Genomic DNA, 24,551 nt, shown 5'->3' on the forward strand with positions numbered 1-24,551 from the left:
TTTCATGAACATCTGCGTCGTCGCGCTCGGAAAGATCGGCCTTCCGCTCGCCGTGCAGTTCGCCTCGAAGGGGCACCGGGTGATCGGTGCCGACGTTTCCGAGCGGGTCGTCCAGCTCGTCAACGATGGTGCCGTGCCGTTCCCCGGCGAGGCCGACCTGGACGTGAAGCTGAAGGAGGTGGTGGCCGCCGGGCTGCTGTCGGCCACCACCGACACCGCCGCCGCGGTCGCCGACTCCGAGGCCGTCGTCGTGGTGGTGCCGCTCTTCGTGGACGCCGAGGGCGTACCGGACTTCGGTTGGATGGACGACGCCACCCGGGCCATCGCCCGCGGCCTCAAGCCGGGCACCCTGGTGAGTTACGAGACCACCCTGCCGGTCGGCACCACCCGTAGCCGTTGGGCGTCGATGCTCCAGGAAGGCTCCGGCCTCACCGCCGGAACGGACTTCCACCTGGTCTTCAGCCCGGAGCGGGTGCTCACCGGGCGGGTCTTCGCCGACCTGCGCCGCTACCCGAAGCTGGTCGGTGGCATCGACGAGGCGTCCGCCGCGCACGGCGTGCGCTTCTACGAGGCGGTCCTCGACTTCGACGAGCGGCCCGACCTGGACCGGCCCAACGGCGTGTGGGACCTTGGTTCGGCCGAGGCGTCCGAGCTGGCCAAGCTGGCCGAGACGACCTACCGGGACGTCAACATCGGCCTGGCGAACCAGTTCGCCCGCTTCGCCGACACCGTGGGCGTCGACGTCACCAAGGTCATCGAGGCGTGCAACACCCAGCCGTACAGCCACATCCACTCGCCGGGCATCGCCGTCGGTGGGCACTGCATCCCGATCTACCCGCGGATGTACCTCTGGAACGACCCGGCCGCCACCGTCGTCCGCTCGGCCCGCGAGGCCAACGCGGCCATGCCGGAGTACGCGGTCGACCTGCTCGCCGCCGCGTACGGGGACCTGACCGACGTGGGCGTGCTGGTGCTGGGGGCGGCCTATCGGGGTGGGGTCAAGGAGACCGCCTTCTCCGGCGTCTTCCCGACCGTCGAGGCGCTGCGCCAGCGGGGCGCCAAGCCGTACGTCTCGGACCCGATGTACACCAACGAGGAGTTGGTGGCGCACGGCCTGCCGGCGTACGACGGTGAGCCGCTCGGTGCCGCGGTCATCCAGGCCGACCACGCGGAGTACCGCAGCCTCGCCCCGGCCGACCTGCCGGGCGTGACCGTTCTGGTGGACGGTCGGCGGGTCACCGATCCGGCCCGCTGGGCCGGCATCCGCCGGGTGGTCATCGGCGGCTGATCCCACCCGTCCGCTCCGGGCCCCGTCCGTTCCGCGGCCGGGGCCCGTTGTGCGTCCCCGCGCACGACGCTGTGAGTCGCCTCTCCTGCCCGTTCACCCACGAGACACCCCGGCGATACTTGTGTTACTTGCCCCGTTAAAGGTCGCGGCGGCCGGTATCGAACGCGCCAACACCGGCGAGCAGACAGGGAGTGTGTCGTTGTTCAGCAGAATACGGAGCCAACAGGGTGTCGCCGTCGCCGGCGTGACCCTGCTGGGCTACGGGATCATGGTTCTGGCCGGCGTCCTGGGCTGGGTGATTCCGTTCGTGGTCGCCGCGTTAATCGCGACAGCGGGTGAGTTCGCCCTCGCCAACCGGTTCGCCGCCACAGCCGTGCTGCTGGAGAAGGCCGGTATCGAGCCGGTCTGGCGGTGGCTCGTCCGCGACCTCTCGGTAATCCTGCTGATCGTCAGCACCGTCCGCCCCGGGGTGGCCGCCACGATCGGGATCATGCTGCTGCCGGCCGCGCTCTGGGCCGTGGCCGTCGGCACCACAGCGTTGAACCGGGTCGTCGAGGGCCGGGCCGCGACGCCGGCGTTCACCCGCAACATCGATTTCGGCGCGGTACGCCGGGTGCCGATCCCGCCGGCCTGGGCCGAACGCGTCGTGGGCCTGCGGATGCCGGTGCTCAACTTCCTGCTGCCGCCGGCGGCCGTGGCGGCCGCGTTGGTCGACCGGACCACGCCCGTGCTGGTGACCGGTCTGGTCACCCTGGCCATCGGGCTCGTCGCCGCGGCCGTGCTGGCTTTCACCCTGCTGCGTGGGCGCGGCCGTACCCCCGGGGTGCTGCCCGCCGTGAACGACTGGCTGGCCCGGGAGCGTCCGGAGGTGGCGCTCTACTTCGCCGGCCCCGGCAAGGACGTCTACCAGGCCAACATGTGGCTCGCCCCGGTGGAGGCGGCGGGCCGCCGCGCGGTCGTGCTGCTGCGCGCCGAGGACGCCTTCGAGGCGCTGGCCGACACCCGGCTGCCGGTGATCTGCGTGCCCGCCGGGGTCGACTTCATGAACCTCGACTTCAGCCCCGTCCGGGTGGCGCTCTACGCGGCGAACGTGGGCGCCAACATCCACATGATCCGCGAGCCGGGCGTCCGACACGTCTTCGTCGGGCACGGCGACAGCGACAAGCAGGCCAGCGTCAATCCCTACAGCAAGGTGTACGACGAGGTGTGGGTGGCCGGTCGAGCCGGGCGGGAGCGGTACGCGCAGGCCGGGGTGGGCGTGCTCGACCAGGACATCGTCGAGGTGGGCCGGCCGCAGTTGTCCGGGGTGCCGACCTTCGGCTCCGGCCCGACCGACCGTCGGTTCACCGTGCTGTACGCCCCCACCTGGGAGGGGTGGCTGGACGACGACCCGCACCACACGTCGCTGGTGGCGATGGGGGAGCGGATCGTGTCGGGCGTGCTCGCCGCGAACGTGCGCCTGATCTACAAGCCGCACCCGCTGACCGGCACCCGCTGGAACAAGGCCCGGGCGGCCAACGACCGGATCATCAACCTGATCCGGGCCGCTGGCGGCGAGGTGGACGTGAACTCGCTGGACGGCGACGCCCACCTGGTCGTCACCGGCCGGGTGCCGGCCCTGTTCGACTGCTTCAACGTCACCGACCTGCTGATCAGCGACGTGTCCAGTGTGGTCTCCGACTTCGTGCAGAGCCAACGGCCGTACGTGGTGGCCAACCCGGCGAGCCTGCCGGAGGACGAATTCCGTAGCTCGTACCCCACGTCCCGGGCGGCGTACCTGCTCTCCGCCGACTGCGGGGAGCTGGGGAAGATCCTCGACCTCGCCCAAGCTGGCGACGACCCGATGACCGCAGCTCGGCGTGAGCTGAAGGAGTACCTGCTCGGCCCGGACGAGCCGAACCCGATGGATCGTTTCCGCGCGGAGATCGAGCGTCTCTGCGCCTGAACTGCGCCCGGTTGCCGGTGAGCGGCGATCCGCTCACCGGCAACCGGTGACGGTCAATCCCGACGCGGCGGGTTCGCCACGTCCCGGGAGACGACCTCGCCCTTCTCGTCGACCCAGCCCTTCGGCCGGGCCGGGTTGCCAGCCACCAGCTGGTACGGCGCCACGTCTCGAGTGACGACCGAGCCAGCGGCGATCATCGCGTACTCGCCGACCTCGATGCCGCAGACCAGTGTGGCGTTCGCGCCGATCGAGGCGCCCCGCCGGACCAGGGTCGGCGTGATCGTCCAGTCCGGATTCTGCGCCCTCGGCCGGAAGTCGTTGGTGAAGACCGCACACGGGCCGACGAAGACCTCGTCCTCCAGCGTCACACCCTGGTAGACGGAGACGTTGTTCTGGATCTTCACGCGGTCGCCGACCGTCACGGTGGCGTCGACATACACGTTGCGCCCGATCACGCAGCCCGCGCCCACCTGGGCCGACGATCGGATGTGGGCCAGGTGCCAGACCTTGGTGCCGTCGCCGACCTGGGCGCCGTCCTCGACGTCGGCGGTGGGGTGGACGAAGACCGAGGGGGTCGGTGAGGTGCTGTCAGTCATCCTTCAACTCGCATGGGTCGCAGGGCGCGCCGGGCGCCGTCGGTGACCCGCGCCGCCTCGGGCCGGAGACCGGGCACCGGGCGCGCGGATCGGGGCTGCCACGCTGCCCCGGGCACGGAGCGTGTCGTGGGGGCGCGGGACTCGGCGTAGCATATCGACCGCTCAGCCGAGCAGCGCCGCCACCGCCTCGGCGGCCGGGGTGTCCGCCGGCAACGCCTGCGCCGCCACCACCGCCGCGACCGGCAGCGGACCGTACACATGTGGGAAGAGCTGCCCGCCGCGCGACGGCTCCCAGCGCAGCGTGTCGCCCAACCGCTCTTCGGCCACGCTGAGCAGGGTCAACCCGGTCGCGCCGGCGAAGTGCCGCCGCGCCGTCTCCACCACCTGGTCCGCGCCGGAGAGGTGGATGAACCCGTCCTTCCGGTCCACGGCGGAGCCGGAGAAGGCGCCGGCGGCGAGGGCATCGTCCCATTCCGTGTTCGACAGCAGTTTGTAGATCACCTCGGCAGCCTACGGGGGTGCCGTCGGGGTGCTGGCCCGGTTTTCGCCGGTACCGCCGCGCCCGTTGCCCCCCGCCGGGCATGCTCAGGTCAAGGGCCGCGGAGGGGATGGGCAATGCAGAGCTACGACGACGACTGGACCGACAGCCAGCGCGCGCTGTACGACGAGTGCTACCGGGCGGGCGGCGAGTGGGCCGAGGATCCGGACACTCCGTCCGACGACGTCCAGCACGTGATCAACCTAGCCGAGGCGGACGACGACGCCTTCCAGGATGCCGAGATCGACTACCCGCCCCTGGTCGACGCGGTGACCCAGGCCAGCGGCGTCAACGTCACCAGCGTGCCGGCCAGTCACGAGGACCCGGGCTTTCGCGGCTTCACCGACGGCGTCCGGGACGCCACCGCCGACGACGTCTTCGGCCTCTAGCTCGCACATCGCGGTATCCGGCCTCCCGTTCCGCGCACGCTTCTGCCACCATTCGCAGAACGGCGCTGCGACGGACGGGGGCACGGGTGCGGATCCTGCTGGTGGAGGACGACCGCCGGGTCGCCGCTGCGCTCTCCTCCGCCCTGACGCGCCGCGGATACGAGGTCGAGCACGCGGGCACCGTCGCCGCCGCCCTCTCCGCCGCCCCGTGCGACCTGGTGCTGCTCGACCTGACCCTGCCCGACGGGGACGGCACCGACCTGTGCCGGGAGCTGCGTCGGCGCAGCAGTCAGCTCGGCATCATCGCGGTGACCGCGCGGGGTGAGGAACGCGATCGGGTGCTGGGGCTGCGCCTCGGCGCGGACGACTACGTCGTCAAGCCGTTCTCGATGGTGGAGTTGCAGGCACGGATCGAGGCGGTGCTGCGCCGGGCCGCGAACGCCGCGCCGCAGCGGCACCTCATCGAGGCCGGGTCGGTGCGCATCGACGTGCCCGCCCGAACGGTGACCGTGGACGGCCGCGACGTCACGTTGACCCGCAAGGAGTTCGACGTGCTGCTCTCGCTGGCCCGCCAGCCCGGCGTGGCGGTGCCGCGCGATCGGATCCTGCTCGACGCCTGGGGCACCACCTGGGCTGACCGGCACACGGTCGAGGTGCACGTGGGGTCGTTGCGCGGCAAGCTCGGTGATGCCCGTCTGGTGGAGACCGTGCGCGGTGTCGGTTACCGACTGCGCGACGCGTGAGGGGCTGACGTGCGCCGCCGTCTGGTGATCAGCTATCTGCTGCTGATGGTGCTGGTCCTCATCGCGTTGGAGACACCGCTGGCCGCGACCATGGCCAGCCGCGAGACGGAGCGGGTCCGCGCCGACCGGCTCGCCGACGCCACCCGGTTCGCCTCACTGGCCGGGCCGGCGTTACGCGACGGCGGGCCGGGCCCGATCGAGTCGGAGCTGACCAGTTACGACAACCTGTACGCGATCGGCGCCGCGATCGTCGACCGGGACCGCAGCACCCCGGTCTCGTCGCCGAGGTACCGGCCCGGCCCGGTGACCGCGACGGTCCTGGACATCGCCCTGTCCGGGCAGCAGACCAGCGCGCCCGAGTCGGTCTGGCCCTGGACGACCGACCCGGTGGCGGTGGCGGTGCCGATCAACGACGGCGGTGAGGTGCTCGGCGCGGTGGTGATCGTGACCCCGTCCGGCCCGATCCGCCGAGCTGTCACCTCGTGGTGGTTGCTGCTTGCCCTGGCTGGTCTGCTCGTCGTGCTGGCCTGCGTGCTCACCGCGTTCGGGTTGGCCGGTTGGGTGCTGCGCCCGGTCACCGAGCTGGACGCGGTCACCCACGAGATCGCCGAGGGCGACCGGGGCGCCCGGGTGCAGCACCGTCTGGGCCCGCCGGAGCTACGCCGTCTCGCGGCCAGCTTCAACCACATGGCCGACGTGGTCTCCGACGTGATGGACCGGCAGCGTGCCTTCGTTGCGCACGCCAGCCACCAACTGCGCAACCCGCTCACCGCGCTGCGGCTGCGGGTGGAGGAGCTGGGCCCCAGCCTCACCGACCCGGACGGCCGGTCCGAGCACCAGTTGGCACTGGAGGAGACCGACCGGCTGGCGTTGGTGCTCGACGCGCTGCTCACCCTCGCCCGGGCCGAACGGGAGGAGAACGAGCGGGTCACCGTGGACGCCGCCGCGGTGGCCGCGTCTCGCGTTACCGCGTGGGCGCCGCTGGCCCGGCACCGTTCGGTCGCGTTGCGGTTGGCCACCACCGACGCCCCGGCGTACGCCCGGACGGTGCCGACCGCCGTCGACCAGGCGCTGGACGCGCTGATCGACAACGCGGTGAAGTTCAGCGGGGCTGGCGGGGCGGTGACGGTGACGGTGGCCCGCCGCGACGACGGGGTGGCCCTGGAGGTGCGCGACTCCGGCCCGGGAATGACCGAGAGTCAGCTCGGCCAGGCGACCGAGCGGTTCTGGCGGGCCCCGGACGCGCAGAACGTGGACGGTGCGGGGCTGGGCCTGACCATTGCCGCGGTGTTGGTGGACGCGTCCGACGGGCGGCTCACCATGCGCCTGGGGGAGTCGCGCGGGTTGGTCGCCGCCCTGTGGTTCCCGGCGCCGGAAGCCGACCCGTCGGTGGAGCCTGCGGACGAGGAGGTGCCCGCCGACCTGCGGCCCGCCCCGGCGCGGTGACGCCTGCCGTCAGGGTTTGGCCGCGCGGTACCAGGCGGCGGCCCCGGGGTGCAGCGGCAGCGGCGCGGTGACGATCGCCGAGCGGGGGCTCATCCGGCCCGCCGCCGGGTGCGCGGCGGCCAGTTCGGCCCGGCGCTCCATCAACAGCCTGGTCACCTCCCGAACCAACCGCTCCGGCAGGTTGGCCTGCACGATCAGGTAGTTCGGGTCGGCCACCGTGGTCACCGCGTCCACCCCGTACACCGAGCGGGGGATGTCCCGGGAGACGTAGACCTGCCCGTAGCGGGAACGCAGCGGCTCGGTCCATTCGCTGAGGTCGACGATCCGGGTGGCGCTGCGCCAGGCCAGCTCCTCGATGCCCCGCACCGGCAACCCGCCGGAGAAGAAGAACGCGTCGATCCGGCCGGACCGCAGTGCCGCCACCGATTCGTCCAGCCCGAGCCGTTCCCTGCGCACCTCGTCACCACCCAGGCGGGCGACCTCCAGCAGCCGGGTCGCGGTGATCTCGGTGCCCGAGCCGGATGCGCCCACGGAGACTCGGCGGCCCTGCAGGTCGGCGACCGTGCGGACCGGGCCGCCGCCGGTGGTGACCAGGTGCAGTTGGTCGTCGTACACCCGGGCGATGGCCTCGACCGCGGGGCTTTCCGCCGTGCTGGTGGGCAGCACGTCGGCCTGGGTGAAACCCAGCTCGGCTGCGCCGGACCCGACCAGTTGGACGTTCTCCGCCGAGGCGGCGGTGATCACCACGCTGGCCCGCACGTTGGGCAGTTCCCGGTTGAGGATGGCGGCCAGGGACTGCCCGAACGCGTAGTAGACGGCGGTGGGGCTGCCGGTGGCGATCCGGATCGTCGTCGGCGCGGTTGGCGCGTCCCGGCAGCCGGCGGCGGCCAGGGTCGCGGTCAGCAGCACCGTCAACAGGGCGGCCGGCCCCGCGCGGTGGCGGCCGGGCCGGCGGGACGAGGTACGACTCACGCGGTGCACTGTGCGCCGTCGCCCGGGCGCGCGCAACCCCACTGCCGTGCCGCGCCGGGCGGGTGTGGCCGAACCTCGATCAGCAGGCCGGGCTGCGTGTCGGCGTCGCGACCCCGCTCCGGGTCGCCACCGCCCCGCGCGCTGGTTCCAACGCCGCGCTGCTCAGGATCCGCGCCCGGTCCGGGCCGTCGGCGACGCTGACCAGGAAGCAACCGGTGCCGGGGCGCAGCCGGGCCGGCACGTCGAGCACGGCAGCGCTGCGGATCAGCACCGCGGCCAGCTCCCGGTCGGTGAGTCGCACGCCGAGGATGTGCCGGCGGACGTGCCGCCCGGCGGCCAGCAGCGCCGAGCGCCAGGCCGCCGCCGCGAGCCGGCTCACCAACCGCCGGCGGGCCGGCGAGGCACCGGGCAGCGGCCCGCCGAGCAGCTCACGCCGCCCCTGCCACCAGCCTGCGTCCAACACCCGGGTGTACGCCTCCCGGTGCTCCTGCGGCACCCAGAGCCGGTGCAGCTCGTAGCGGCGGCGCAGACCGCCCACGACGACCTCGTGGGTCACCGGGATGTCCAGCCGGGCGAGCAGTTGCCGGGTGCGTTGTGCGGCGTCCTCCCGGTTGAACTCCACCCCGGGCGCGTGCGCCAGGCGTGCCGCGCTCGGCCGGGCGGCGGTCGGCGGCGGTGTGCAGCGCAGCAGGCAGGCAGCCTCGAACGCGTCGCCCAGGGTCAGCCAGTCCAACGGAGAGGACGGCGCCGGGGACCGGGGTCGGTCGAGCAGGGCGGGTTCGAGGGTCAACGAAGGCTCCCTTGCCGGAGTCTGGGTTCCCCTACCGTGGTCCCTGCGTCGCCGTTACGGAACTCCTCCGGCCCAGCCTTGAGCAAATCTTGCGGCTGCCGGAACTGCTAGAGGTCGGTGACCACCAGATCGACCTGCCGTACCCGGCCGGGCGCGGTGGTCTGCTCCACGACGGTGTGCTTCAGCTCGCCCAGCGTGCCGACCAGCTCGTCGGCGGTGCGCGGTCGGGCGCCGGCGACGAGCAGGTCGCGGACCAGCCGCCCCTTGGTCGCCTTGTTGAAGTGGCTCACCACCGACCGGACCGGTACGCCGTCCACCTCCCGCTCGTGCAGCACCCGCACGGTGACGGTCCGCTCGGCCAGCGCCCCGCGCGGCGTCCAGGTGGCCGCGTACGCGCCGGAGCGCAGGTCCAGCACCGGGCCCTTACCGGCGGCGGCGTCCAGCACCGGCGTCAGCTCCCGACGCCAGTACGCGGACAACGCCCCGACGCCCGGCAGGCGAGCGCCGATGGGGCAGCGGTACGGGGGGATCCGGTCGGCCAGCCGGACCGCGCCCCACAGCCCGGAACTGATCATGATCGACCGGCGGGCCGCCCGCTGCGCCGCAACCGGCAGCGAGGCCAGGTCCAACGCCTCGTAGAGCACCCCGGTGTAGAGCCGCTCGGCGGGCGCGGTGGCCGCCTCCCGCAGCCGGGCGTTGCGCCGCAGCTCGCCCCGTTGGCCGTCGCTGAGGCCGAGCGCGGCCCGCGCGGCCTCCTCGTCCGGTCCGGCGCAGAGCGCCACCAGGGCGTCCAGCACCCGCTCACGGGCCGGGTTCAGCTCGGGCAACGAGACCCGGTCCGGGGCCCAGCGCCGCCCGGTGCCGGCGTCGGCCTTCCCCTCCGAGGGCGGCAGCAGGATGAGCATGGTTCTCCTCGACGGGCGCAACGCGGCGCCCACGCGCCGGCCCGGCCAGCGTACGACCCGTCGCTACCGCCAGGGTCGTACCGGGGTGTCGGGGTGGTACACGCGATAGCCGCCGACCTCGCGCACGAGTGCGGTGTCGGCACGGTCGGCGAGCAGCCGGCGCAGCCGCCGATCCATCGGCGAGTCGACCTCCACCACGTACCCCGGTCGTTCGGCCCGCCCGACCTGCCGCCAGTACGGCCGGTAGCGGTTCTGCCCGGGGGACAGGTCGCCGTCGAGCACCCCGCAGACCACCGTCTCATCCGTGTTGAAGATCAACCGGTTGCAGGTCCAGTAGTCCCCGTACACCTCGTGGGGTCCGTCAGCGCGCAGCGCGGCGGCCAACTCCCGGGCCCCGCGCTCCTCGGTCCGCGAGGCGCCGGTGCCGGTGGCCGCGAAGAGCACGGTGATCACCACCGTGGTCGCGGTCAGCGCGGCCAGCACGGCTGTGGACAGCGCGCCGGTGAGCCGGCCGAGCGCCCCGACCGTGCCCCGCCAGCAGGCCACCGCCGCCACCCACAGCGGCCAGAGCACCGCCGGCAGCGACAGTTGCAGCACCGACAGGTACCGGGCGTTGTCCAGCGGGCTGGTCGCGGCGAGCGGGCTGCGCACGTACGACAGCAGGGTCAACGCGGCACCGGCGACCAGCGCGAGCTGCACGACGGGCCCGACCCGCTCCCCGCGCGGTGCCGCAGCCGCGCGACGGTACGCGAGCACCGCGAGCACCGCACCGACCACCAGCAGCACCGGATACAACACGCCGAACCACTGTTGCCACCGGCCGCAGCCGCCCACCGGGCAGAGCCCGTGCGCCAGCGGCACCCCCTCCAGCAGGCCGCCCCGGATCCGGTCCGACCACGGCGGCGTCGGCCCGGCCTTGGTGCTGACCTCGCGGAACACCGACAGCGAGTCCTCACCGGGCCCGGCCCGCAGGTTGTCGAGAATCATCGGCGCCACCCCGACGACGGCCCCCACCACCAGCAGCAGGCCGGACCAGCCCAGCAGTTCCCGCCGCACCGCCCACACCAGGGCGAGCCCGGCCACCGCCAGGTACGGCAGGATCAGCCAGTCCGACCAGACGGCCAACCCGACGAGCAGGCCGAACACCGCGACCGCGAGCCGTCGGCGGCGAACCGTGCCGGCGGCCAACCCCACGGTGATCAGCAGCATCAGCAGCACCGCCGGCTTCACCTCGGGCCGGCCACCGACCACCGTGATCTGGTCGCGCACCACCCTCTCCCCGCCGAGTGCGAGCAGGCCCACGACGAAGGTGGCGAACCAGGGTGTGCACAGCCGGCGGGTCAGCCGGTGGATCAGGTAGAGGAACAGCGCGTACAGCGCGAGCATCGGCAGCCGCAGCACCGGCCAGCTCGGCCCGGCCACCGCCAGCAGGGGAGCGGCCAGGTACGACTCCAGCATCCCCATGTAGTGCTGGCCGTAGAGGAAGACCGGGCGTTCCCGGCCCTGCCCGATGTGCAGCGCGGCGAGACCAAAGGTTGCCTCGTCGCTGTTCGACACCGGCACCGTGAACAGGGTCAGGACCAGCCGGTAGACGACACCGGCCAGCCCGAACAGCAGCGCGACGAGCGCCGGCCGGTCGAGTCGCGGGCGCCATCGCCCACGGTGCTGCTCCAGATCTGACACGACCACGCCCCCGTCGCCGTCCGGACGGAGTGTTTCACGTTCGGCGGGGTCGCCGGGGTGGATCGGCGCAGCCGGCACGGCTCACGTGGCCGTGGCTGACGACGTGTGGCAGGGTTGGCGGGTGCCACCCACTCCCGCCGGCCAGTTGGCCGTTCCGAACCTGCACCGAGCTGCGCGGATCGAGGACGCCGTCCACGAGCTCGTCCAGCGTCGGCTGCGGCGCACAGGGTGGCGGGTCAACATCGTCGCGTACACCGGCTATGGCGCGCCGGGCTGGGTGCGGGTGATGTGCCGGGTCCTGCTGGGCCGTCCGGACACCCGCCAGCGGGGTCGGCTGGACAAGGTCCGCGGCTGGCGCAGCTTCACCACTCTGCCCAACAAGCACGTCACAGTGACCATCGAGGCCGGCGGGGTGCGGCACGAGACGCAGGCCGACCGCAGCGGCTTCGTCGACACCCTGGTCGAGGCCGACCTGCCACCTGGCTGGGGCACCGTCCGGCTCAGCGTGCCGGACGCCGAGCCGGTCGACGCGCCGGTGCGCATCCTCGACCCGGAGGTCAAGTTCGGCATCATCTCCGACATCGACGACACGGTGATGGTGACCGCGCTGCCCCGACCGCTGCTCGCCGCGTGGAACACGTTCGTGCTCGATGAGCACGCTCGTAACGCCGTGCCCGGCATGGCCGTGCTCTACGAGCGGCTCGTCACCGGACACCCCGGCGCCCCTGTCTTCTACCTCTCGACGGGCGCGTGGAACGTGGCACCGACTCTGACCCGGTTCCTGTCCCGGCACCTCTACCCGGCCGGGCCGCTGCTGTTGACGGACTGGGGGCCGACCGCCGACCGGTGGTTCCGCAGCGGGCGGGAGCACAAGCGGGTCACCCTGGCCCGGATGGCCAAGGAGTTTCCTGACGTGAAGTGGCTGCTGGTCGGCGACGACGGGCAGCACGACCAGGAGATCTACCGCGAGTTCGCCGCCGCCCACCCGGAGAACGTCGCCGGGGTGGCGATCCGTCGGCTCTCGCCGACGCAGTCGGTGCTGGCCGGTAGCCTGCCTGCACCGGCCGGCTCGTCGTCGGCGGGACCGGTGGGGCAGAAGTGGCTTTCCGCACCCGACGGCGCGGGGCTGTGGAAGCTGTTGCGCGACGCCGGGCTGGTCTGACCGCCCGACCTCGCCGTCGTGAAGATTACTTGCACAACAGTCGGGCAACGTTGAAAATCCTTTCATGCCCAGAGACTGCTATCGATATTTTCCAGGTCTGGCACTGGTAGCGGCGCTGATGCTCGGCGCGGCAGCCCCCGCCACCCCCCAGGACACCGTGCCGGTGGCCGCCCAGGCAGCCTGCGTGACCGATCCGGCCACCCCGAAACGGCAGTTCCGGGGCATGTGGATCGCCAGCGTGGCCAACATCGACTGGCCCAGCCGCACCGGGCTCACCGCCGCCGCCCAGCAGGCGGAGTACCGGGGTTGGCTCGACCTGGCCAAACAGCGTCGGATGAACGCCGTCGTCGTGCAGATCCGCCCCGCCGCCGACGCGTTCTGGCCCTCGACGTACGAGCCGTGGTCGCAGTGGCTCACCGGAACCCAGGGCGGCAACCCCGGCTACGACCCGCTGGCCTTCATGGTGGCCGAGGCGCACGCCCGCAACCTGGAGTTCCACGCCTGGTTCAACCCGTACCGGGTCGCGACCCACACCGACCTCACCAAACTGGCCGCCAACCACCCGGCCCGCAGGAACCCGGGCTGGGCCGTCGCCTACAACGGTCAGCTCTACTACAACCCCGGCATCCCCGCCGTCCGGGCCTTCGTGCAGACCGCCATGATGGACGCCGTCAGCCGCTACGACATCGACGCGGTGCACTGGGACGACTACTTCTACCCGTACCCGGGCAGTGGTGGGGGCTTCCCCGACCAGGCCACGTACGCCCAGTACGGCGCCGGCTTCAGCACCGTCGCCGACTGGCGGCGCAACAACGTCAACCTGCTGGTGCAGGAGATGAGTGCCAGGATCCGTGCGGCGAAGCCGTGGGTGAAGCTCGGCGTGAGCCCGTTCGGCATCTGGCGCAACGCCGGCACCGACCCGCTCGGCTCGCGCACCACCGGCCTCCAGTCGTACGACGCCATCTACGCCGACACCCGACGCTGGGTGAAGCAGGGCTGGATCGACTACATCGCCCCGCAGATCTACTGGCAGATCGGCCACCCCGCAGCCGACTACGCGGAACTGGTCCGCTGGTGGTCGGAGACCGTCACCGGCACCAACGTGCAGTTGCTCGTCGGGCAGGCCACCTACCGCGCCGGGGCATCGGGGCAGGACGCCGCCTGGCAGGACCCGACCGAACTGACCGACCACCTGACCCTCAACCGCACCTACCCCCGGATCCTCGGCGACATCCACTTCAGCGCCAAGGACGTACGCGCCGACCGCATCGGCGCCGTCTCCCGGGTGGCGACCGACCACTACCGCAGGCCCGCCCTGGCACCGGCCGGCGTGGGTGGCTCAGCGCCCGCCGCGCCGAACCTCACCTCGGCGGTACGCGGCACCGGCGGTGTGACAGTGAACTGGCAGCGTGGCGGCACCGGAAGCACCGCCGAGTACGCCGTGTACCGACTGCCCGGTGACGGCGCGGTCGACCCCTGCGACCTGGCCGACGCCCGCAACCTGCTCGGCACGGTGCGCGCGTCTGGCAGCACCGGGACGTTCACCGACGCCACCGCCGCGGCGGGCTCGACCTACCGGTACCTGGTGACCGCCCTGGACCGGCTGCACCACGAGAGCCCGGCCAGCAACGCGCGGGTCGTCACCGGCACCGGCGGCACGTTCAGCGTGATCGTCGACAACACCACCACTGGTGGCTTCACCGCCGCCACCACCTGGGGCACGTCGTCGTACCTCACCACGCGATACGGCACGAACTACCGATTCGCCGAGCCGCAGGCGGTCAGCGACCCGGCCTGGTTCAGCGCGACGCTGCCCGCTGCCGGCTCGTACCGGGTCGAGGTCTGGTACCCGGCGGACCCCGGCTACAACAGCGCCACGCCGCACCTGGTGGCCACCGCGAACGGAACCGTGACGGCCTCCGTCGACCAGCGCAGCGGCGGCGGGCAGTGGCGGGTGCTGGGCACCTACGACTTCGCCGCGGGGACACGCCAGGTCGTCGGGGTCAGCCGCTGGACCAGCACCCAGGGGTACGTCGTAGCCGACGCCGTCCGGATCACCCGGCTCTGAGCCGCGCCGTTCCCCCGGGGCGTCTCGACGTTTCGGGGGAACGGCGTATTGCCCACCCCGGGCCATCGCCGACCTGAACGAGCACCTGAGGCACTGGCGGAGCAGCCAGTCGAGGTGACCCTGGCTCAGCCCTGGCGGAGCCAGACGGCACCGAGCGGTGGCACCTGGAGGGCCGCGGAGGCGACCATGCCGTGCCACGGCACGTCCTCGGCGCGTACCTCGCCCAGGTTGCCCACCCCCGACCCGCCGTAGTGGTGCGCGTCGGTGTTGAGCACCTCCTGCCACGTCCCGCCGGCCGGCAACCCGATCCGGTAGTCGTGCAGCGGCTGGGCGGAGAAGTTCGCCACGCAGACCAGGGTCGAGCCGTCCGGGGCGATCCGGACGAACGACACGGTGTTGTTGGCGACGTCGTCGCCGGCGATCCACCGGAACCCGGCCGGCTCGGTGTCCTGTGCCCAGAGCGCCGGAGTGTCCCGGTAAACGCGGTTGAGGTCAGCGACGAGGCGCTGCACACCGGCGCGGGCCGGGTCGTGCAGCAGGTACCAGTCGAGGCCGCGCTCCTCGCTCCACTCCCTGTCGTCGGCCAGCTCCGAGCCCATGAAGAGCAGCTGCTTGCCCGGGTGCGCCCACATGTACGCCAACAGCGCCCGCACGTTCGCCAGCCGCTGCCAGGTGTCGCCGGGCATCTTGCCGGCCAGCGAGCCCTTGCCGTGCACCACCTCGTCGTGGCTGATCGGCAGCACGTAGTTCTCGCTCCAGGCGTACGCCAGGGAGAAGGTGAGCTGGTGGTGGTGGTGCTGGCGGTAGATCGGGTCCTTCGAGGTGTAGAGCAGGGTGTCGTGCATCCAGCCCATGTTCCACTTGAACCCGAAGCCCAGCCCGCCCTCGGCCGTGGAGCTGGTGACACCCGGCCAGGCGGTGGACTCCTCGGCGATCATGACGACCCCGGCGTGGTGCTTGTAGACGGTCGCGTTCACCTCCTGCATGAGCGCGAGGGCTTCCAGGTTCTCCCGGCCGCCGTACTTGTTGGGGGTCCACTCGCCGGGCTTGCGGGAGTAGTCCAGGTAGAGCATCGAGGCGACGGCGTCCACCCGCAGCCCGTCGACGTGGAACTGGTCGCACCAGTAGAGCGCGTTGGCGACCAGGAAGTTGCGCACCTCGTTGCGGCCGAAGTCGAAGACGTACGTACCCCAGTCGGGGTGTTCGCCACGGCGCGGATCGGGGTGCTCGTAGAGCGGCGTGCCGTCGAAGCGCCCGAGGGCCCACTCGTCCTTGGGGAAGTGCGCGGGCACCCAGTCCAGGATCACGCCGATGCCCGCGGCGTGCAGCCGGTCGACCAGGTGCCGGAACTCGTCCGGGTCACCGAAGCGGGAGGTCGGCGCGTAGTAGCCGGTGACCTGGTAACCCCAGGAGCCGCCGAACGGGTGCTCCATCACCGGCAGGAACTCCACGTGCGTGAAGCCCAACTCGGTGACGTACGCGGTGAGCTGGTCGGCCAGCTCGCGGTAGCTCAGCCCGGGTCGCCACGAACCGAGATGCACCTCGTAGACGCTCATCGGCTCCTGGTGCGGCTGCCGCTCGGCCCGTCGGGCCAGCCAGTCCGCGTCGTTCCACCGGTACGTCGAGTGGTGCACCACCGAGGCGGTGGCCGGGGGCACCTCCGCGTACGCGGCCAGGGGGTCGGCCTTGTCCCGCCACTGCCCGTCGGCGCCCAGCACCCGGTACTTGTAGCGGGCTCCGACCCGGGCGTTGGGGACGAACAGTTCCCACACGCCGCTGGAGCCGAGCGAGCGCATCGACCAGCCGTCGTCGGGCCCCCAGCCGGTGAAGTCGCCGACCACCCGGACCCCGCCGGCGTTGGGCGCCCACACGCTGAAAGCCACGCCCTCGTCGAAGACCCGTGCGCCCAGGGCGTCCCACAGTCGCTCGTGCCGGCCCTCGCCGATCAGGTGCAGGTCCAGCTCGCCGAGCGTCGGCGGATAGCGGTACGGGTCGTCGTGCGCGGTGCCGTCGACCTCCACCCGGTAGTCGAGCACTGTGCCCTCGACCTGGGTCTCGAAGACGCCCACGTCGTGCACCCGCTTCATCGGGTGTCGCTCGTCGCCGACGAGCAACACCACGTCGCCGGCGCCCCGGCGCATCGTGCGGATCGTCGTCGAGGAGTCGGCGGGGTGCGCGCCGAGCAACGCGTGCGGGTCGTGCGTCGCGCCGGAGATCAGCTGGTCCATCGGGCGTCCTTCGGGGCGGCGTCGGTCGGTGCGGAGGCGGGCGGGCGGGTCGCCGATCGGCGCGGCGGGGTCGGTACCGGGCCCGACCGGCGGGGCGGAGTCGGAACGGGAGCTGTCGGCGCAGGAGTTGTCGGCGCGGGAGCTGTCGGTGCGGTGCCGCCGGACAGGTCGTCCGGCACCTCGGCGACGGTGAGGTCCGCCGACTCGGCGCCCACCGGCTGCGGCTCGGTCGGCGGGGCTGGCCGACGCACGGTCAGCACGTGCGCCGGTTGCAGGTACGGGTCGAGCCGCACCGCGTTGCGTTGACCCCAGTCGTAGCTGGTGCCGGTCAGCTCGTCGTGCACTGTGAACCGCTCGTGCCAGTCGAAGCCCAGCGCCGGCATGTCGAGGGTGGTGTTGCCCCACTGCACCTCGCGCGAGTCGAACGAGCAGATCACGATGACAGTGTTGCCGGTCTCCGGGTCGTGCTTCGACCAGCAGAGCAACGCCGGGTTGTCGATCTCGTGGAAGCGCAGGTTGCGGAGCTGGTGCAGGGCCGGGTTGTCACGGCGTACCCGGTTGAGGGTGGTGAGGAACGGTGCCAGCGAACGGCCCTGCGCCTCGGCGCCGGCCCAGTCCCGGGGCCGCAGCTCGTACTTCTCGTTGTCCAGGTATTCCTCGGCGCCCGGCCGGGCCACGTGCTCGAACAGCTCGAAACCGGCGTACATGCCCCAGGACGGGGAGAGCAGCGCGGCCAGCACCGCCCGGATCTTGAACATCGGCGGCCCGCCGTGCTGCAACGACTCGTGCAGGATGTCCGGTGTGTTCGGCCAGAAGTTCGGCCGCATGTGGTCGGCCGACTCGACCAGTTCCTCGCAGTACTCCCGCATCTCGGCGGCCGTCGTGCGCCAGGTGAAATAGGTGTACGACTGCGTGAAGCCGATCTTGCCGAGGCCGTGCATGATGGCCGGTCGGGTGAACGCCTCGGCCAGGAACAGCACGTCGGGGTCGACACTCTTCACCTCGGCGATCAGCCAGTGCCAGAAGTCGAACGGCTTGGTGTGCGGGTTGTCCACCCGGAAGATCCGGATGCCCTCGCCGACCCAGTGCAGCACGACCCGCAGCACCTCGGCCCGGATGCCCTCCGGGTCGTTGTCGAAGTTGACCGGGTAGATGTCCTGGTATTTCTTCGGCGGGTTCTCCGCGTACGCGATGCTGCCGTCGGCCCGGGTGGTGAACCACTCCGGGTGCTCGGTGACCCACGGGTGGTCCGGCGCGCACTGCAACGCCAGGTCCATCGCGACCTCCAGGCCCTGCGCCGCCGCCGCCTCGATGAAGGCGCGGAAGTCCGCGGGCGTACCCAGGTCGGGGTGGATGGTGTCGTGGCCGCCCTCGGCGGCGCCGATCGCCCACGGTGAGCCCACGTCGGCCGGCCCGGCGGTGAGCGCGTTGTTGCGGCCCTTGCGGTTGACCCGGCCGATCGGGTGGATCGGCGGCAGGTAGAGCACGTCGAAGCCCATCGCGGCCACGCCCGGCAGCCGGTCGGTGGCGGTGGCGAAGGTGCCGGAGCGGCCACCCACCGCCCCCTCGGAGCGGGGGAAGAACTCGTACCACGCCGAGAAGAGCGCCCGCTTGCGGTCAACCCAGATGGTGTACGTGTCACCGGCGGTCACCAACTCCCGCACCGGGTGCTCCCAGAGCAGGTCGGCCAGCGCCAGCGCCGGGTCGACCCGCTGCGGCAGCGGCAGGTCGGTCTCGACCAGCGCGGTGAGGGCATCGGCGACCCGGGGCCGGTCGGCGGCCGGGACGAGGTCCCGGGCGGCGGCGAGCACACGAGCGCCCTCGGCCAGGTCGTTGGCCAGGTCCTCCGGCCCCTGCCCGGCGGCGATCTTCTTGGTCACCGCGTTCTGCCAGGTCAGGTACGGGTCCTGGAACGCCTCGACGGAGAAGGTCCAGGAGCCGACGGCATCCGGGCGAATCGTGGCGTGCCAGCGGTCCTGGCCGGGCTCGCCGGGGCGCATCCGGGTGAACGGCCGGGCTTCGCCGTCCGGACCTGTCCAGACCACGTTGCAGCCGAGCGCGTCGTGCCCCTCCCGGTAGGCGCGGGCCGACACCGGGACCGGCTCGTCGACCACCGCCTTGGCCGGGTACCGCCCGCACGAGACGACGGGGGAGACGTCTTCGATCGGGAACCGTCCAGTCACCCCGCCAACCTACTGCGCGAGATCCGTTCGCGCGCGGCCAAGCACGCCTGTCCCTCCCTGCCCTCGCGGCGCGAGTCACGATCCGTGCGCTCACGTCGGGATTCGCGCACTTTCAGGGAAACTGCTGCCTCAACGCCTGCTGACACAGCAGTTTCCCGGAAGTTGTCCGGATCTTCGTGGTGCGCGTGGTGTGAGCGGACTCAGGCGGGCGGGTTCGGTGCCTCGAACAAGCCCTTGCCTTGTGCACCTTGACCCGCCCCGCTCTTCTGTGACTTGGTGGGCGCGTTACCGAGGGGCGCCTACGCATCATGTGTGGTGCGTCGAGCTCAGTGTCACGTATCATATGTGACACGTGACAGGGGGTCGGGTATGCGGTTGAATAGCAAGGGCCAGGTCACCATTCCGGCGGCGCTGCGGGCCCAGTACAACCTGCATGAAGGCGACGAGGTCGATGTGGTCGAGGAGGGCGGCGCCCTCCGCATCGTCCGAGTCCACGGTGCCGAGACCCGGGGCCAGCGCCTCGTCGGCCACATGCGGGGCCGGGGCAGCGCCAAGGAGACCGAGCACATGTCCACCGAGGAGCTGATGGAGATGTTGCGTGGCGAGTGACCGGATCCGCGCAGTGCCACCACGTCCGCCCGACGCGGTGACGACCCTGGTCGACACCAACGTCCTGCTGGACATCCTGACCGATGACCCCAAGTGGGCGGAGTGGTCCGGAGCCGTCCTGGCCGAGGCCCGCGACGCGGGCAACCTGGTGATCAATCCCATTGTGTACGCCGAGGTGTCGGTCCGTTTTGACCGGGTCGAAGAGCTTGACGAGGCGTTGCCGGCGGGGGATCTCCTGCGCGAGGAGCTTCCGTACCTGGCGGGCTTCCTCGCGGGTAAAGCCTATGCGCGGTACCGGAACCTGGGCGGCGCGAAGCGGTCGCCGCTGGCCGACTTCTATATTGGGGCGCACGCGGCGGTGTGCCGGTACAACCTGCTGACCCGTGACGGGTCGCGATACCGCACGTACTTTCCGACCCTGACGCTGATCACACCGGACGGCTGACCGTCCCTGGGCCGTCGCGAGGCAGTGCCCGGGAAACATCAAGATCCACACGCGTTCGTTGAAAGCGCGGTATCGAGGCGACCCGGACACGGCGGTTTCCTGAAAGCTGAGTGGATCTGGGTCGGGCGAGGGCCGCCGCGTGCGCGGAGGTGACGTAGCCTCCGGCCATGATCGAGCGGGTGAAAGTCGCGGTTGTGGGTGTCGGCAACAACACCTCGGCGCTGGTGCAGGGAATCGCGCTCCACCGCCACAACGGCAGTCTGGTGGGTGTCCGCAGGCCGACCGTCGACGGGCTCGCAGTGGGCGACATCGAGTTCGTTGCGGCCTTCGCCACCTCCCCGGAGAAGATCGGGAGGGACCTGACCGAGGCGATCTTCCTGCCGCCCAACAATTTCCCCCGGCTCGACTGCGACCTGCCTGAGGCAGGTGTCCCCGTCACCGAGGGGCTTGTCGACGCGACCGGCGTGGGCCGGGTGGCGGCGGCGCTGGCCGGGGCGGAGGTGCTGCTCTACTCGGCGCCGAGCGGCCGACCGGAGATCGCCCGGGCGTACGCCGAGGCGGCGTGCAGCGCGGGCGTCGCCTTCATCAACACCACCGCCGACCCGATCGCCCGCGATCCGCAGGTGATGAGCAGGTTCGAGGCGGCCGGTCTGCCGCTGCTCGGAGACGACCTCGCCAGCCAGTTCGGCACCTCGGTGGTGCACAACGCACTGCTGCGGCTGCTTCAGGAGCGGGGCCTCACGCTGGTCAGCTCCTACCAGGTCAATCTGGGCGGCACCGAGGACTTCCGCAACCTGGTCGAGAACCCCAACACGAAGAAGCAGTCCAAGCTCAACGCCCTGCCGGACGCCGACAAGGTCGAAATGGCTCCGCTCGGGTACCTGCCGCACCTGCGGTCACAGAAGGTGGCGCACCTCAACATCGAGGCGCAGGGCTGGGGCGAAACGGTGGTGAGCCTCGACGTGAAACTGAAGGTGGACGACCCCAGTGGCGCCGCCGGGGTCAACATCGACCTCATCCGCATCGCGGCCAGCGCGCTCCGCAACGGGCACGGTGGTAATCCCGCTCAGGCGACGTCCCTGCTCAAGTCTCCGCCCGGAACGGCGATCTGACCGGCGTCGAACGGCGTCGGGACGACAGGGCGGGGGTGTCGACCGTACGGGTGAGGGCCGCCCAGCCCGGGCGTCGGTGGAGGACGACGGTGAGTGAATGGGCGAATGACAATCCTCGCGATCGTCGTCGGCGGTGGCATCGGCGCCACCCTGCGGTACCTGCTGGGGCTCGGCCTCGCGCCATCCACGCCACCTGACTTCCCCTGGGTCACCTTCGTGATCAACATGGTGGGCGCCTTCGCTCTCGGCGCCGTGATGACGCTGCTCGCGGCACACCGGCTGCCCGGCCCGTGGGGCAAGCCGTTTCTGTCGACCGGACTCATCGGCGGGTTCACGACCTGGTCGCACTTCATCGTCGAGGCTGACCAACTGATCGGGGCGCGGCGCAGTGGGATCGGCATCGTCTACCTCGTGGTGTCCATCGTCGGTGGCGTGATCGCGGCGGCGCTCGGCGCCCGTCTGGCGGAACTGCGGGTGGGGCACCCGGCGGGAAGGGGTGCGTGATGTGGGTGGGCATCGGAGTGTTCCTGGCCGGCGGGCTGGGTGCGCTGTCCCGGGCCGGGGTGGACGCGCTGGTGAAGCCGTGGTGGAGCGCGCGGGTCAACGGGCCCAGCAGGGCCTTCCCGGCGAGCACCTTCCTGATCAATGTCTCCGGTGCCTTCGTGCTCGGCATCGTCACCGGCTACGCGGTGAAACACACCGCCGTCGGCGCACAGGACTTCGCCACGATCGTCGGCGTCGGCTTCCTCGGCGCGTACACCACATTCTCCACCGAGGAATGGCACTCCCTGGGACTGCTGCGCAAGAACGCCGCCGTCGAGGCCTTCAACGTGCTCGGCAGTCTCTGCGCCAGCCTCGTGGTGGCCGCGCTCGGCCTGTGGCTGGGCAGCCTGCTCTAGGCGGCCGGTCCAGCGGCGTTCTCCGTCAGACCGCCTTCACCAGCAGCGAGCGGTAGATGTCGAGCGTCTGCCGGGCGATGGCGTCCCAGGAGAAGTGCTCCACGGCGCGCCGCCGACCGGCCTGACCGAACCGGGCGGTACGCGCCGGGTCGGCGAGCAGCGTGTTGATCGCCGACGCCAGGTCGGCGACGAACTTCTCCGGCTCCAACGGGGTCCCCGACCCGTCGGTGACCTGCTCGATCGGCACCAGCAGGCCCGTCTCGCCGTCGGACACGACCTCGGGAATGCCGCCCGTCGCGGTCGCCACCACCGCCGTCTCGCAGGCCATCGCCTCCAGATTGACGATGCCCATCGGCTCGTAGATCGACGGGCAGGCGAAGACGGTGGCGTGCGTGAGCACCTGGATCACCTCCGGCTTGGGCAGCATCTCCGCCACCCAGACCACGCCGGAGCGGTTGGCCCGCAACTCGGCGACCAACTCCTCCACCTCGGCGGCGATCTCGGCCGTGTCCGGCGCGCCGGCGAGGAGCACGAGCTGGGTGTCCGCCGGCAGCTCCCGGGCGGCCCGCAGCAGGTAGGGCAGCCCCTTCTGCCGGGTGATCCTGCCCACGTAGACCACGCTGGGTCGGGACGGGTCGACACCGAGCCGGTCCAGCACGTCGGTGCCGGAGTCCGGGGCGTACTGGATGGTGTCGATGCCGTTGTAGACCACCCGGACCCGGGACGGGTCGATCTGCGGGTAGGCGGTCAGCACGTCGTTGCGCATCCCCCCACTGACCGCGATCACGGCGTCGGCGGCCTCCATGGCGGTGCGCTCGATCCAGGACGAGAGCGCGTAACCGCCGCCGAGCTGCTCGGCCTTCCACGGCCGCAGCGGCTCCAGGCTGTGCGCGGTCACCACGTGCGGCACCCCGTGCAGCAGCTTCGCGGTGTGGCCGGCCATGTTCGTGTACCAGGTGTGGCTGTGCACCACGTCGGTGCCGGCCGCGCCGGCGGCCATCTCCAGATCCACGCCCATCGTGCGCAGCGCGGCGTTCGCGCCGGTCAGGCCGGGCGGTTCGGCGTACGCGGTGACGCCCGGCTCGCTACGCGGCAGACCGAAGCAGTGCACGCGGACGTCGGTGAGGCGGCGCAACTCCCGGGCCAGGTACTCGACGTGCACCCCGGCACCGCCATAGACCTCCGGCGGGTACTCGCGGGTGAGCAGATCGACGCGCAGCGGGGTGGGTTCCGTCATGACCCCGCACCCTAGTGCAGAAGACTCCCCGTACGAGTGGTGAAGTGGGGCGAGGGTGGATAGCGTCGGGGCATGGCTGCCAAGGTGCTCGCGATCGTCCTGGCGGGTGGTGAGGGCAAGCGCCTGATGCCACTCACCACGGATCGGGCCAAGCCGGCCGTCCCGTTCGGCGGGATGTACCGCATGGTCGACTTCGTCCTCTCCAACCTGGCCAACGCCGGCTATCTCAAGATCGTCGTGCTGACCCAGTACAAGTCCCACTCCCTCGACCGACACATCACCAAGACCTGGCGGATGTCCACGCTGCTCGGCAACTACGTCACACCGGTGCCCGCGCAGCAGCGTCGCGGCCCGTGGTGGTTCGCCGGCTCGGCCGATGCCATCTACCAGAGCTTCAACCTCATCAACGACGAGCAGCCTGACTACGTGATCGTCTTCGGCGCCGACCACATCTACCGGATGGACCCCCGGCAGATGGTCGAGGACCACATCGCCTCCGGCGCCGCGGTGACCGTCGCCGGCATCCGCCAGCCGCTGTCGATGGCCGACCAGTTCGGCGTCATCGAGGTCGGCGAGGACGGCAAGCGGATCCGGGCGTTCCGCGAGAAGCCCACCGACGCGGTCGGTCTGCCCGACGCGCCGAACGAGATCTACGCCTCGATGGGCAACTACGTGTTCACCACCCGGGCGCTCTGCGAGGCGGTCGAGCGCGACGCCGAAGACAAGACCAGCAAGCACGACATGGGCGGCAGCATCATCCCGATGCTCGTCGAGCGGGGCGAGGCCAATGTCTACGACTTCCGCGACAACGAGGTGCCGGGCAGCACCGACCGGGACCGCGGCTACTGGCGCGACGTGGGGACGCTCGACTCCTTCTACGACGCCCACATGGATCTGATCAACGTGCACCCCGTGTTCAACATGTACAACTTCGACTGGCCGATCTACACCGAGCAGCCGCCGTGGCCGCCGGCGAAATTCGTCCACCAGTGGGGTGAGCGGGTCGGCCGGGCGGTCGGCTCGATGGTCTCCCCGGGCGTGGTGATCTCCGGTTCGCTGGTGGAAAACTCGATCGTCTCGCCGAAGGTGCGGGTGCACTCGTGGGCGCACGTCGAGGGCTCGGTGCTGATGGAGGGTGTGGAGATCGGCCGGCACGCGGTGGTCCGGCGGGCGATCCTGGACAAGAACGTGTTCGTCCCGGAGGGCGCCGAGATCGGCGTCGACCTGGAGAAGGATCGGCAGCGCTACACCGTCTCCGACAACGGCATCGTGGTGATCGGCAAGGGCCAGAAGGTCGAGCCGTGACCGACCCG

General features: G+C 71.5%; 22 protein-coding genes. 13 read left to right on the forward strand and 9 right to left on the reverse strand.

Going from position 1 to position 24,551, the window contains the following annotated elements; translation table 11 throughout:
• Nucleotides 1-4 precede the first annotated feature (4 nt).
• Entirely contained in the window at nucleotides 5-1,288 is a 1,284-nt protein-coding gene (locus tag FBZ33_RS08835) for a nucleotide sugar dehydrogenase (RefSeq protein ID WP_141908670.1), read from the forward strand.
• Nucleotides 1,289-1,487: 199 nt separating this feature from the next.
• Nucleotides 1,488-3,233, forward strand: coding sequence for a CDP-glycerol glycerophosphotransferase family protein (locus FBZ33_RS08840; protein WP_141908671.1), 1,746 nt, complete (start codon nucleotides 1,488-1,490; stop codon nucleotides 3,231-3,233).
• Nucleotides 3,234-3,286: 53 nt separating this feature from the next.
• Here FBZ33_RS08840 and FBZ33_RS08845 read toward each other — a convergent pair whose 3' ends face one another.
• Together FBZ33_RS08845 and FBZ33_RS08850 are read right to left on the reverse strand one after the other, a co-directional pair.
• Nucleotides 3,287-3,829: an acyltransferase gene (locus FBZ33_RS08845; protein WP_088947215.1), complete on the reverse strand. Its 543-nt coding sequence runs from the start codon at nucleotides 3,827-3,829 to the stop codon at nucleotides 3,287-3,289.
• A gap of 162 nt (nucleotides 3,830-3,991) precedes the next feature.
• Complete coding sequence (locus FBZ33_RS08850; RefSeq protein WP_141908672.1) at nucleotides 3,992-4,330, reverse strand: DUF952 domain-containing protein; 339 nt, start codon at nucleotides 4,328-4,330, stop codon at nucleotides 3,992-3,994.
• Between the two features lie 114 nt (nucleotides 4,331-4,444).
• Here FBZ33_RS08850 and FBZ33_RS08855 point away from each other — a divergent pair, with 114 nt between their 5' ends.
• From FBZ33_RS08855 to FBZ33_RS08865, 3 genes are all read left to right on the forward strand, one after another.
• Complete coding sequence (locus FBZ33_RS08855) at nucleotides 4,445-4,756, forward strand: hypothetical protein (RefSeq protein WP_088947217.1); 312 nt, start codon at nucleotides 4,445-4,447, stop codon at nucleotides 4,754-4,756.
• 86 nt (nucleotides 4,757-4,842) lie between these two features.
• Nucleotides 4,843-5,499, forward strand: coding sequence for a response regulator transcription factor (locus tag FBZ33_RS08860; protein WP_099851951.1), 657 nt, complete (start codon nucleotides 4,843-4,845; stop codon nucleotides 5,497-5,499).
• Nucleotides 5,500-5,508: 9 nt separating this feature from the next.
• Nucleotides 5,509-6,945 (forward strand): HAMP domain-containing sensor histidine kinase, encoded by a 1,437-nt coding sequence (locus tag FBZ33_RS08865; protein WP_141908673.1) that lies wholly within the window; start codon nucleotides 5,509-5,511, stop codon nucleotides 6,943-6,945.
• Between the two features lie 9 nt (nucleotides 6,946-6,954).
• Here FBZ33_RS08865 and FBZ33_RS08870 read toward each other — a convergent pair whose 3' ends face one another.
• The 4 genes from FBZ33_RS08870 to FBZ33_RS08885 all read right to left on the reverse strand — a co-directional run bounded on the left by FBZ33_RS08870 (nucleotide 6,955) and on the right by FBZ33_RS08885 (nucleotide 11,295).
• Nucleotides 6,955-7,917, reverse strand: coding sequence for a TAXI family TRAP transporter solute-binding subunit (locus tag FBZ33_RS08870; RefSeq protein ID WP_255508773.1), 963 nt, complete (start codon nucleotides 7,915-7,917; stop codon nucleotides 6,955-6,957).
• 79 nt (nucleotides 7,918-7,996) lie between these two features.
• On the reverse strand, nucleotides 7,997-8,707 hold the full coding sequence (locus tag FBZ33_RS08875; RefSeq protein ID WP_141908675.1) for a hypothetical protein: 711 nt from the start codon (nucleotides 8,705-8,707) through the stop codon (nucleotides 7,997-7,999).
• A gap of 107 nt (nucleotides 8,708-8,814) precedes the next feature.
• Nucleotides 8,815-9,612: a peroxide stress protein YaaA gene (gene yaaA, locus FBZ33_RS08880; protein WP_141908676.1), complete on the reverse strand. Its 798-nt coding sequence runs from the start codon at nucleotides 9,610-9,612 to the stop codon at nucleotides 8,815-8,817.
• Nucleotides 9,613-9,675: 63 nt separating this feature from the next.
• Nucleotides 9,676-11,295: a hypothetical protein gene (locus FBZ33_RS08885; RefSeq protein WP_141908677.1), complete on the reverse strand. Its 1,620-nt coding sequence runs from the start codon at nucleotides 11,293-11,295 to the stop codon at nucleotides 9,676-9,678.
• Nucleotides 11,296-11,416: 121 nt separating this feature from the next.
• Between FBZ33_RS08885 and FBZ33_RS08890 the strand changes: the two genes are divergently transcribed.
• Both FBZ33_RS08890 and FBZ33_RS08895 read left to right on the forward strand, forming a co-directional pair.
• Nucleotides 11,417-12,457, forward strand: a complete 1,041-nt coding sequence (locus FBZ33_RS08890; RefSeq protein WP_141912519.1) for an App1 family protein — start codon at nucleotides 11,417-11,419, stop codon at nucleotides 12,455-12,457.
• Nucleotides 12,458-12,521: 64 nt separating this feature from the next.
• Nucleotides 12,522-14,525, forward strand: coding sequence for a family 10 glycosylhydrolase (locus tag FBZ33_RS08895; RefSeq protein ID WP_185755255.1), 2,004 nt, complete (start codon nucleotides 12,522-12,524; stop codon nucleotides 14,523-14,525).
• Between the two features lie 125 nt (nucleotides 14,526-14,650).
• Here FBZ33_RS08895 and glgB read toward each other — a convergent pair whose 3' ends face one another.
• A complete protein-coding gene (gene glgB, locus FBZ33_RS08900) occupies nucleotides 14,651-16,753 on the reverse strand; it encodes a 1,4-alpha-glucan branching protein GlgB (RefSeq protein ID WP_141908678.1) in 2,103 nt (700 codons plus the stop codon).
• Entirely contained in the window at nucleotides 16,741-18,936 is a 2,196-nt protein-coding gene (locus FBZ33_RS08905) for an alpha-1,4-glucan--maltose-1-phosphate maltosyltransferase (protein ID WP_141908679.1), read from the reverse strand. The genes glgB and FBZ33_RS08905 overlap by 13 nt, the downstream gene beginning before the upstream one ends.
• A 369-nt stretch (nucleotides 18,937-19,305) precedes the next feature.
• On the opposite strand from FBZ33_RS08905, the gene FBZ33_RS08910 reads away from it, so the two are divergent.
• The 5 genes from FBZ33_RS08910 to FBZ33_RS08930 all read left to right on the forward strand — a co-directional run bounded on the left by FBZ33_RS08910 (nucleotide 19,306) and on the right by FBZ33_RS08930 (nucleotide 22,001).
• Nucleotides 19,306-19,545 carry an AbrB/MazE/SpoVT family DNA-binding domain-containing protein gene (locus FBZ33_RS08910; RefSeq protein WP_110561971.1) on the forward strand — a complete coding sequence of 80 codons (240 nt, stop codon included), beginning with the start codon at nucleotides 19,306-19,308 and terminating at the stop codon, nucleotides 19,543-19,545.
• Nucleotides 19,546-19,582: 37 nt separating this feature from the next.
• Entirely contained in the window at nucleotides 19,583-19,990 is a 408-nt protein-coding gene (locus FBZ33_RS08915; protein WP_255508774.1) for a type II toxin-antitoxin system VapC family toxin, read from the forward strand.
• Between the two features lie 167 nt (nucleotides 19,991-20,157).
• Nucleotides 20,158-21,102 carry an inositol-3-phosphate synthase gene (locus tag FBZ33_RS08920; protein ID WP_141908681.1) on the forward strand — a complete coding sequence of 315 codons (945 nt, stop codon included), beginning with the start codon at nucleotides 20,158-20,160 and terminating at the stop codon, nucleotides 21,100-21,102.
• Nucleotides 21,103-21,207: 105 nt separating this feature from the next.
• Entirely contained in the window at nucleotides 21,208-21,606 is a 399-nt protein-coding gene (gene crcB, locus FBZ33_RS08925; protein ID WP_141908682.1) for a fluoride efflux transporter CrcB, read from the forward strand.
• Nucleotides 21,606-22,001 (forward strand): CrcB family protein, encoded by a 396-nt coding sequence (locus tag FBZ33_RS08930; RefSeq protein WP_141908683.1) that lies wholly within the window; start codon nucleotides 21,606-21,608, stop codon nucleotides 21,999-22,001. The genes crcB and FBZ33_RS08930 overlap by 1 nt, the downstream gene beginning before the upstream one ends.
• A gap of 25 nt (nucleotides 22,002-22,026) precedes the next feature.
• Here the strand turns inward: FBZ33_RS08930 and glgA are convergent, their stop codons facing one another.
• The gene (gene glgA / locus FBZ33_RS08935) at nucleotides 22,027-23,238 is read right to left on the reverse strand and encodes a glycogen synthase (protein WP_141908684.1); all 1,212 of its coding nucleotides are present in this window, start codon (nucleotides 23,236-23,238) and stop codon (nucleotides 22,027-22,029) included.
• Nucleotides 23,239-23,310: 72 nt separating this feature from the next.
• Here glgA and glgC point away from each other — a divergent pair, with 72 nt between their 5' ends.
• Nucleotides 23,311-24,543, forward strand: a complete 1,233-nt coding sequence (gene glgC, locus FBZ33_RS08940; RefSeq protein ID WP_088947234.1) for a glucose-1-phosphate adenylyltransferase — start codon at nucleotides 23,311-23,313, stop codon at nucleotides 24,541-24,543.
• Nucleotides 24,544-24,551: the final 8 nt, after the last annotated feature.

It is taken from the genome of Micromonospora sp. A202 (assembly GCF_006715105.1).
Lineage (GTDB): Bacteria > Actinomycetota > Actinomycetes > Mycobacteriales > Micromonosporaceae > Micromonospora > Micromonospora zamorensis.